This window comes from Candidatus Omnitrophota bacterium, from assembly GCA_028716245.1.
GTDB lineage: Bacteria > Omnitrophota > Gorgyraeia > Gygaellales > Profunditerraquicolaceae > UBA6249.
In genome coordinates this window covers 478,766-487,646 of the sequence record JAQUQW010000002.1, presented here as the reverse complement: position 1 = coordinate 487,646, position 8,881 = coordinate 478,766, and the positions used below count along the sequence as shown (strand labels likewise).

10 protein-coding genes are annotated in these 8,881 nt (G+C 43.9%); all 10 read right to left on the bottom strand.

What is annotated here, in order from left to right:
* The coding region (locus PHG87_06080) for an argininosuccinate synthase (protein ID MDD5477743.1) at positions 1-340 on the bottom strand (340 nt) is incomplete at its 3' end.
* A 184-nt stretch (positions 341-524) separates the two neighbouring features.
* Positions 525-1,448 (bottom strand): ornithine carbamoyltransferase, encoded by a 924-nt coding sequence (gene argF, locus PHG87_06075; protein ID MDD5477742.1) that lies wholly within the window; start codon positions 1,446-1,448, stop codon positions 525-527.
* A complete protein-coding gene (locus PHG87_06070) occupies positions 1,448-2,626 on the bottom strand; it encodes an aspartate aminotransferase family protein (protein MDD5477741.1) in 1,179 nt (392 codons plus the stop codon). The genes argF and PHG87_06070 overlap by 1 nt, the downstream gene beginning before the upstream one ends.
* Complete coding sequence (gene argB / locus PHG87_06065; protein MDD5477740.1) at positions 2,623-3,477, bottom strand: acetylglutamate kinase; 855 nt, start codon at positions 3,475-3,477, stop codon at positions 2,623-2,625. The genes PHG87_06070 and argB overlap by 4 nt, the downstream gene beginning before the upstream one ends.
* 11 nt (positions 3,478-3,488) lie before the next feature.
* The gene (argJ, locus tag PHG87_06060; GenBank protein MDD5477739.1) at positions 3,489-4,625 is read right to left on the bottom strand and encodes a bifunctional glutamate N-acetyltransferase/amino-acid acetyltransferase ArgJ; all 1,137 of its coding nucleotides are present in this window, start codon (positions 4,623-4,625) and stop codon (positions 3,489-3,491) included.
* Entirely contained in the window at positions 4,622-5,653 is a 1,032-nt protein-coding gene (gene argC / locus PHG87_06055; protein ID MDD5477738.1) for an N-acetyl-gamma-glutamyl-phosphate reductase, read from the bottom strand. Before argC ends, argJ begins: the two co-directional genes overlap by 4 nt.
* A 378-nt stretch (positions 5,654-6,031) precedes the next feature.
* Positions 6,032-6,427, bottom strand: coding sequence for a 30S ribosomal protein S9 (rpsI, locus tag PHG87_06050; GenBank protein MDD5477737.1), 396 nt, complete (start codon positions 6,425-6,427; stop codon positions 6,032-6,034).
* Positions 6,427-6,864 carry a 50S ribosomal protein L13 gene (rplM, locus tag PHG87_06045; GenBank protein MDD5477736.1) on the bottom strand — a complete coding sequence of 146 codons (438 nt, stop codon included), beginning with the start codon at positions 6,862-6,864 and terminating at the stop codon, positions 6,427-6,429. Before rplM ends, rpsI begins: the two co-directional genes overlap by 1 nt.
* A 110-nt stretch (positions 6,865-6,974) precedes the next feature.
* Positions 6,975-7,730, bottom strand: a complete 756-nt coding sequence (gene truA, locus PHG87_06040; protein ID MDD5477735.1) for a tRNA pseudouridine(38-40) synthase TruA — start codon at positions 7,728-7,730, stop codon at positions 6,975-6,977.
* Positions 7,706-8,731, bottom strand: a complete 1,026-nt coding sequence (locus PHG87_06035) for an aspartate-semialdehyde dehydrogenase (protein MDD5477734.1) — start codon at positions 8,729-8,731, stop codon at positions 7,706-7,708. The genes truA and PHG87_06035 overlap by 25 nt, the downstream gene beginning before the upstream one ends.
* Positions 8,732-8,881 lie beyond the last annotated feature (150 nt).

Genomic DNA, 8,881 nt, shown 5'->3' with positions numbered 1-8,881 from the left:
GTCCGGCCTTCTCTTTATGCGCAATCTGCACTAAATATTTAGCGATTAACGGCCTGCCCAACGCCGTAGCCAAAAGGTATTTACCCTCATAAACAGCATTGGCCTTTAAAGCGGGAATAATGAAATCACTGATAAATTCCTCCTGAAGATCACGGATATAAACTTTGGATGCCCCGGCGGCAAGCGCCCGCTTTTCGATTGCTTCAAAGTTTTCTCCTTGGCCAAGCCCCTGGCCAAGATCCGCCACAAAACAGACCACATCATGACCTCTTTCCTTTAACCACCTGACTATACAAGAGGTATCCAATCCGCCTGAATAAGCCAACACTACTTTTTTCATCCAGAGTCTCCTTAAATTTCAAATGTTAGCGGGTTTGGCGAGTCTTGTTCTCGCATCACCGCTTGCTGTCCCCAGCGTGGACAGCTGCGCTTCAGTAAAATTCTCGCTCTGCCGGAACATCTATCGCGGGCAACCGTGCCCGCTCGAATTTTAAGATGTTGCTCGAATCAAGCCTCGCCACCCGCTAAGCTTGACTCTTAAGCAACTTAATCAAAATTGCTTTTTGAACATGCATCCTGTTTTCCGCCTGATCAAAAACAATTGAATTTTTACTGTCCATAACCTCATCGGTTATCTCTTCGCCCCTGTGCGCGGGTAAACAGTGCATAACCAGGACTCCCGGCGCGGCATTGGCCAAAAACCTGGCATTGATCTGAAAATCCTTAAAGATAATTTTTCGCTTGGCGATCTCCTCTTCCTGTCCCATACTGGCCCAAACATCAGTATAAACAACCTGCGCCCCTTTTACCGCGCTAACCGGATCTTCGGTAATTTTTATCCTACTGCCCGTGTCTTTGGCGATCTCCTGCGCGTGCTTAACTACCTGCTCATCTGGAAAATACCCCTTAGGGCTAGCCACGGTAATATTCATCCCGGTTTTAGCTGCCGCGAAAAGCAAAGAGTTACAGACATTATTGCCGTCCCCAACATAAGCTAAGGTGGCATTTTTCAGGTCTTTCAATTTCTCTTTAATCGTAAAAATATCGGCCAGCCCCTGGCAAGGATGCGAGAAATCCGACAAACCGTTGATAACCGGAACGGTTGCGGCAGCGGCCATATCCAAACAGTTTTTATGCTCAAATGTCCTTAAAACAATCCCGTCGACATAGCGGGAAATAGTTTTAGCCACATCCCTTACGCTCTCTCTTACGCCGATATTAATCTCAGCTGGCGACAGATACAGGGAATTCCCTCCTAACTGGTACATCCCAACCTCAAAAGAAACCCGTGTCCTATTCGACGGTTTCTGAAAAATCAAAACCAAAGTTTTACCGGATAATACCTTGTTAAATTTCCTTTTATTCTTCTTAAGCCCGGATGAAAGTTTAAAAATAGAATTAATCTCTTCTAAAGTTAAATCCCTGATTGAAAGCAGATCCTTTTTCATTATGCGCGCTCCTTTAAGACATTCTCTAAGATCTTTACGGCTTTATCGATTTCATTTTTAGTAATGTTTAACGCCGGCATCAATCTTAAAACCTTATCATGCGTGCAATTGATCAACAAACCCTGGAGCATACATTTCTCTACGATTGGCTTTCCTTCAATAGCCAATTCCACTCCCAGCATCAACCCTATACCCCTTATTTCCTTGATCACCGGAAAAGCATCTTTTAAAAGCTTTAATTTTTCCAAAAGGTACTCCCCCATGTTCTGACAATTCTTTAATATTTTTTCTTTCTGCATCGCCTTAAAAACCCCTAAAGCCGCCCGGCAAATTACCGGGCCGCCGCCAAAAGTAGAGGCATGCATACCCGGAGCAAAAAGATCGCTCAGTTCTCTTTTGGCAATCATCACACCGATGGGCAGGCCTCCGCCTAAAGCCTTAGCCAAAGTCATAATATCGGGAGTTATGCCATAATGCTGATAACCAAACATCTTAGCTGTCCTGCCGATACCGGTCTGCACTTCATCAATGATTAAAAGTAAATTCTTCTCATCGCATAATTTTCTAAGCGCCAAAATAAAATCTTTATCAGCGACATTTACTCCGCCTTCTCCCTGAATAAGTTCAAGCATGATCGCAACCGTCTTATCCGTAACCGCCTGCTTGACCGCTTTTATATCGTTAAACTTAACCTGCTTAAAACCCTCCGGCATCGGCTCAAAACCAGCCTGGTATTTCTTCTGGCCGGTAGCGGCCAAGGCGGCTAAGGTCCTGCCGTGGAAGGCATTTTCAAAAGTAATTATCTCATACCTGCCTTTACCAAACTTCCGCGCCAGCTTAATCGCCCCTTCATTGGCTTCTGCTCCGGAGTTGGCAAAAAAGACCTTACCCGGAAAACTTAAGTAAATCAACTCTTTGGCCAACTTTGCCTGAAAAGGATGATAATAATTATTCGGCACAAAGATTAGTTTACTGATTTGATCCCGCACACCCTGCATTACTTTAGGATGACAATGCCCCAGATTGCCCACACCCCAACCCGGGAAAAAATCCAGATAGGCCCTTCCATTAATATCCCAAAGCCGCGAACCCTTGCCTTTAACAAATACCAGCGGCACCTTGCTATAGGTGGGCATTATGTTTTCTTGGTAAACCTGAAAAATCTCTTCTAGTTTCATTTTATAATTTCTGTCCCGATACCATGATCAGTAAAAATCTCAAGGAGCAGGCCATGGGGAGTGCGCGCATCAATAATATGTGTTTTCTTTACTCCGCCGTTTAACGCTTCCACGCAAGCCATAACCTTGGGGATCATCCCCTGTTGAATAATCTTATTTTCAATCAATCCGCTTACTTCAGCAACTGTCAAAGTAGAAATAAAGGAATACGGATCATCAGCATGACGCAGAATCCCTTTGACATTGGTCAACAAGACCAGCTTCTCCGCCTGGATATTTGCGGCAATACTGGCCGCTACTTCATCGGCATTTACATTATAAGCCTTCCCATCTTTTCCTATCCCCATAGGCAGGATTACCGCTACTTTATCTTTTCCCAGTTCCTTATTCAATAACTGCGTATTAATACCCTTAATCTGGCCCACCAAGCCAATGTCAACTTCAGTCTTTTTCTTCTCAACCTGAATCAGATCGTCATCCTTACCGTTTAAGCTAAAAGCCTTTGCTCCCAATACATCCAGTTCTTTAACGATCAATTCATTCAACACCAATAATTCTTCTTCCACCAATTTTAAGGTCTCTTCATCGGTAACCCGCATTCCTTCCACAAACTCCGTCTTCTTACCAGAGGCGCGCATACGCTCACTGATATTCGGGCCGCCCCCATGTACAACGATCGGCCGTAATCCCATAAAATTCAAAAAGACGATGTCCTCTAAAACACCGCTGCGGATTTTTTCATCCCCCAAGATGCTTCCGCCGTATTTAATCACAATTACCTTTTTATGAAACTTCTTTATATAAGGCAATGCTTCAATTAAAACATCTGCTTTCCTGATCGCGTCTTTCATTGGCTCTCTCCCTAGTTGTAAGTGGCGTTGATCTTTATATATTCCGGAGTAAGATCGGAAGTAAAAACCGCGCACTTGGCTTTACCCCGGGATAAACTCACCCACAGTTTAACCTGTTTTGCCTTTAATGAACCGAGCTTTATTTTTAACTGGCTCTCTTTAATATCAAAACCACTCGCGCCAACCGCGGCGGCCACCCTGCCAAAGTTTCGATTCTCTCCAAAAACAGCGGTCTTAAAAAGCGCTGAGTTGGCGATATTTAAAGCTACTTTTTTTGCTTCATGCCAATCCTTTGCCCGGCAAACTTCAATCTGGATAAATTTAGTAGCCCCCTCAGCATCCAAAACTATCATCTTAGCCAGCTCCAGGCAAATAAACTCCAAAGCTTTGGAAAAATTCCGCAGATCTTTTCCAGAGGAAATAGTTTTATTTCCCGACTTAGCGTTAGCTAAAACTAATACCGTATCATTTGTGCTCATGCAACCATCTACGGAAATACAGTTAAAAGTTTTATCTACGGCAACTGCCAGTGTTTTATCTAAAGCCTCTTTGGTGATCGAGGCATCGGTCATAACAAAACAAAGCATCGTTGCCATATCCGGAGCAATCATCCCTGCGCCTTTGGCGATGCCGCAAATATGCACCGGCTTGCCGGCAATCCTTATACTTAAGCTGATTTCTTTAGCAAAGGTATCCGTGGTCATAATCGCTTTTTTTGCCTTATGAATACCGGAAGTAGATAACCCGCTGGCTAATTCCTGAATACCTCGCTTAATTTTTTCAATATCCAGTTTCTTTCCGATAATCCCCGTAGAATTAACTAAAACGCTGCTCTTGGCGATTTTTAATCTATCGGCCACATATCCGGCAGAAACTTGGGCATCTTTAATCCCGGCTTTGCCGGTAAAACAATTGGCATTGCCGCTATTAATCAAAACAGCCTGAAATCTCTTGGCAGATTTTAAGTGCATTTTAGACACTACCAGCGGCGCGGCAATAATACTGTTGGTGGTGAATTTCGCGCTGGCTATGGCCGGATACTCGGAATAAAGCAACGCCAAATCCAACTTACCGGACTTCTTTAATCCGCAAGCTATGCCGTTTGCCTTAAATCCCGCAGGTAAAATTGCTTTTAAAACCTTCTTCATAATAATCCCGCTGTCTCAGGCAGCTTATACATAATATTCATATTCTGTACTGCTTGAGCTGATGCTCCTTTTAATAAATTATCGATGGCGCAAATGACAATAATTGTTTTACCAAAATCCTTGACCCCAATGTCGCAAAAATTAGTCTTAACCACATCCTTGATCCGGGGAAAAACACCATCCGGTTTGATCCGGATAAACGGCTCATTCTTATAGAATTTTTTATATAATTCTACTACGCTGTTTACTTTAAGTTTTGCTCCCGGAGACTTCTTAAGATAAATCGTCGAAAGTATGCCCCTTTCAATGGGTAAAAGATGCGGCACAAATACCACCTCAATCTTTTTTCCGGATAGCTTAGAGAGACTCTGGTTTATTTCCGGCGAATGTTGATGCACGTTAACTTTGTAAGCCCGAAAATCTCCCTGTATCTCAGAAAATAAATATTCCTTTTCCAGTTTTTTCCCCGCCCCGCTTACTCCGGATTTAGCGTCGATAATAATCGAATCCGTATCCACTAAATTTACCGCCAGCAATGGGGCAAGCGCAAGAATCGCCGAAGTCGGATAACATCCGGGATTGGCCAAGAGTTTTGCGGTTTTAATCTTTGCTCTATTTAATTCCGGCAACCCGTAAACTGCTTGTTTTAAATTGGCCTTATCCAGATGGCTTATCTTATAAAATTTTTCATAAAGCGCCTGATTTTTAATCCTATAGTCGGCACTTAAGTCAATGACCCTCTTGCCTAAACTCAAAAGTTTAGGCGCGAATTTCATCGATATGGTATGCGGCAGGGCCAAAAAAATCAGGTCACAATCTTTTTTAATTTGGGCCCAATCCGGTTTTGTGCAAACCAGGTCCAGTCTCTTCTTAAATTTTGGAAAAATATCGGAAATAACGCAAGCCCCTTGGCTACTTTTTCCGCTATTGTAAAGGCGGGTAATCTTAACATTGGGATGGCTAAGCAAAAGTTCAATAAGAACCTCTCCAGTATGACCGGTGGCTCCGATTATTCCAACATTGATAATCATTGGACTCTCCTTGCCCGCAAGGGCACACCCGCGCAATTCCCTAATTTAAACATCTTAGAATAAAATCAATCTTCCGTCAAGGATTTTTCTCGACGGGACATAAAATTCAGCGGCTCAAATCTTAACGCGGGTGGCAAGCCTTGGACTCGAGTGAGCATCTCAAAAATTCGAGCGGGCAGGGTTGCCCGCAATAAATCTCCCGGCAGAGCGAGAATTTTTGCCGAAGCGAAGATTTTCCACGCTGGGGAAAATCGAGCGGTGCTGCGAGAGACAAGGCCTGACAGGACCCGCGTAGAGCTTAATGCTGTACAAACAAAAAATCCCGCTTCATCAGCGGGACTTTTTACAAACTTATATTTTAAATTTATTTATCGCTTACCTCTTTGTCCACTGGAAGCGTTTGCGCGCGCCCTTCTGGCCGTATTTCTTACGCTCCTTCATTCGCGGATCACGCGTTAAATACCCATTCTTACGGAATATCGCCTTAAAATTTTCATCCGCGTTTAAAAGCGCGCGGGCAATACCCAGGCGCAGAGCGCCGGCCTGGCCGGTTAATCCACCACCAGCGAGCCTGGCAGCGATATTAAACTTACCTGCGCTTTCCGTAAGCGCCAAAGGCTGTAAAACAATAATCCGGTCTGTTTCACGCAGGAAATATTTCTCAAAAGGACGGCCATTGATAGTAATCAAGCCGCTGCCCGGTTCCATACGCACCCTGGCAGTTGATTCCTTACGCCTACCCAATGCTATATATTTAGTTGACTCACTCATTATTTCTTGGCCTCCAAAACAATCGGTTTTATACCGGTTAAATCATGTTTATCATCGGCAAAAACCCTTAACTTTTTAATTAAATCCCTTCCTAACGGGCCTGAAGGCAGCATCCTCTGCACGGCTAAATGCATAACTGTCGCCGGCTTTTTAGCTAAAAGCACCTCTAATTTTATTTCGCGTAAGCCTCCCGGATACCCGGAATATCGGCGATAAACCTTTTGCTTGAGTTTACGCCCGGTAACCTTAATCTGGCTGGCATTAATCACGATTACCCCGTCACCAGTATCCAGATGCGGAGTAAAAATCGGCTTATGCTTGCCTCTTAAGATAGTGGCAATCCTGGCTGCCAGCCTTCCCAAGGTCTGGCCTTTGGCATCAGCGATATACCACTTCATTTTAATGTCTTCCGGCTTAGCTGTATATGTCTTTTTCATAGAAAAATAATTATAACAGAATTATAAATTAAGTCAAATAAAATTTTTGCTTTTTAACTTATATGTACCCTATTTCCCGATTAGATTCGAAACTGTTTCGACTCTGTTTATTAATATTTTACCTTAACTAAGCATAATCCTTTTGCCGGCAAAGTCGGCCCGGCAAGCGAACGGTCGCCTGATTTAAGGATCTTACGCATACTCCCTTTTGGAAACCTTCCCCTGCCAATCTCTAGCAAGGTTCCGGCGATATTTCTGACCATATTATACAAAAAACTGTCTGCTTCAATGTCAAAATACAAAAAATCTTTATCCTTGATGATCCTGATACGCTTAATGGTACGCACAGGATTCCTCTGCCTGTCTTCAGCAGCCTGAAAAGCTTTAAAATTATGCCGGCCAAGAAGAAATTTGGCCTCACTGCACATTAATCTTGCATCCAGAGGATGATGAAAAAAATATACCCTGCCTGCCGACAGAGGCGAAGAATATTTTCGATTTAAAATCGTATAACGATAAATCTTAGATTTGGCGCAAAACCGGCTGTTAAAATCTAAACCCACCTTTTGAATCCGCGTTACCTTTATATCTTCAGGCAGAAGGCAATTTATCGCCCAGCGCAATCTTGCCAGAGGCATTTTTGAATAACTTTTAAAATTAGCAACCTGGGAAAGAGCGTGCACTCCTGAATCCGTGCGTCCGGCAACGGTGAGCTTAATCTCTTCCTGGAGGATTTTCTTAAGGACCTGCTCTAAAACATGCTGGATGGTTTTGTTTGCCCGGTAACTTACCTTTTTACCATTCTGCACCTGCCAACCGTAATAATGCGTGCCGTCATACTCTATTTGGAGCTTGAAATTAGGCATTCAGCGATTTGCACGGCATTTGTGGCAGCGCCTTTACGCAAATTATCCGCCACTACCCACAGCCACAATCCCTTTTTATTAAAGGCATCCTGGCGGATGCGGCCGACAAAAGTTTCATCCTTACCCTCGACATCCTTAGGCATGGGATATAAATTATTCTTAGGATCATCCATCAGCACAACGCCCGGAGCCTTGGCTAAAATTTTCCTGGCTCCTTCGGCAGTTAAGGGCTTAGTAGTTTCAATATAAACAGATTCGGAATGCCCGGTCCTGACCGGAACACGCACGGTAGTTGCCGAAATTTTAATCTTTGGCGCGTGCATAATTTTGTGTGTTTCCTTGACCAGCTTCCACTCTTCATTTGTATAATCACCCTCAACAAAACTGCCGATATGCGGAAAACAATTGTAAGCCAACTGTTGCGGCATAGCTTTGTTTAAAACGCTGACTTGAATATTTTCAAATCCACCCTGGGCAATTAAGCTTGATTCTTCTTTTAATTGCTCAACCGCTCCTTTCCCTGCCCCGCTGGAAGCCTGCAGAGTGGTAACGATAATTTTCTTGATTCCTACCTTCTTATGGATAGGATTCAAAGCTACCACCATCTGGATGGTCGAACAATTAGGATTGGCGATAATTCCTTTATGTTTTTTAACATCATTGGGATTAACTTCCGGAACAACTAAAGGCACCTTGGGATCCATGCGAAAATCCGCGCCGTTATCAATAACCACAGCGCCTCGCTTTACCGCCTCAGGCGCGTAACTAACCGCAGCCCCCTTCTCACCTTCGGTACCGGCAAATAATGCGATATCGATTCCGTTAAAACCGTCCGGAGTAATCGGCTCAACTGAATAAACCTGCCCATCGATATTTATATCGCGGGCTGAACGGGCAAAAACTTTTAAGGTATTCACGGGAAAATTCCGCTGCTTTAAAACCCGCAACATCTCAATCCCCACAACTCCCGCCCCGATTACCGCCACATTATATTTCTTCATCTTTTATAACCTTTCTTTATTACTTAGAGGATCCTGCCGAGACTTGTTCTCGCCGCACCGCTTGCTCGCCCCAGCGTGGCTCGCTGCGCTTCGGTAAAATTCTCGCTCTGCCGAAACATTTATTGCGGGCAACCGTGCCCGCTCGAATTT

Bases quoted from the DNA above. Each gene is read 5' to 3' on its own strand.
- argB (MDD5477740.1), bottom strand. From the start codon at position 3,477: ATGAAAGACGCGATCAGGAAAGCAGATGTTTTAATTGAAGCATTGCCT.
- PHG87_06035 (MDD5477734.1), bottom strand. From the start codon at position 8,731: ATGAAGAAATATAATGTGGCGGTAATCGGGGCGGGAGTTGTGGGGATT.
- truA (MDD5477735.1), bottom strand. From the start codon at position 7,730: ATGCCTAATTTCAAGCTCCAAATAGAGTATGACGGCACGCATTATTAC.
- argF (MDD5477742.1), bottom strand. From the start codon at position 1,448: ATGAAAAAGGATCTGCTTTCAATCAGGGATTTAACTTTAGAAGAGATT.
- rpsI (MDD5477737.1), bottom strand. From the start codon at position 6,427: ATGAGTGAGTCAACTAAATATATAGCATTGGGTAGGCGTAAGGAATCA.
- PHG87_06070 (MDD5477741.1), bottom strand. From the start codon at position 2,626: ATGAAACTAGAAGAGATTTTTCAGGTTTACCAAGAAAACATAATGCCC.
- rplM (MDD5477736.1), bottom strand. From the start codon at position 6,864: ATGAAAAAGACATATACAGCTAAGCCGGAAGACATTAAAATGAAGTGG.
- argJ (MDD5477739.1), bottom strand. From the start codon at position 4,625: ATGAAGAAGGTTTTAAAAGCAATTTTACCTGCGGGATTTAAGGCAAAC.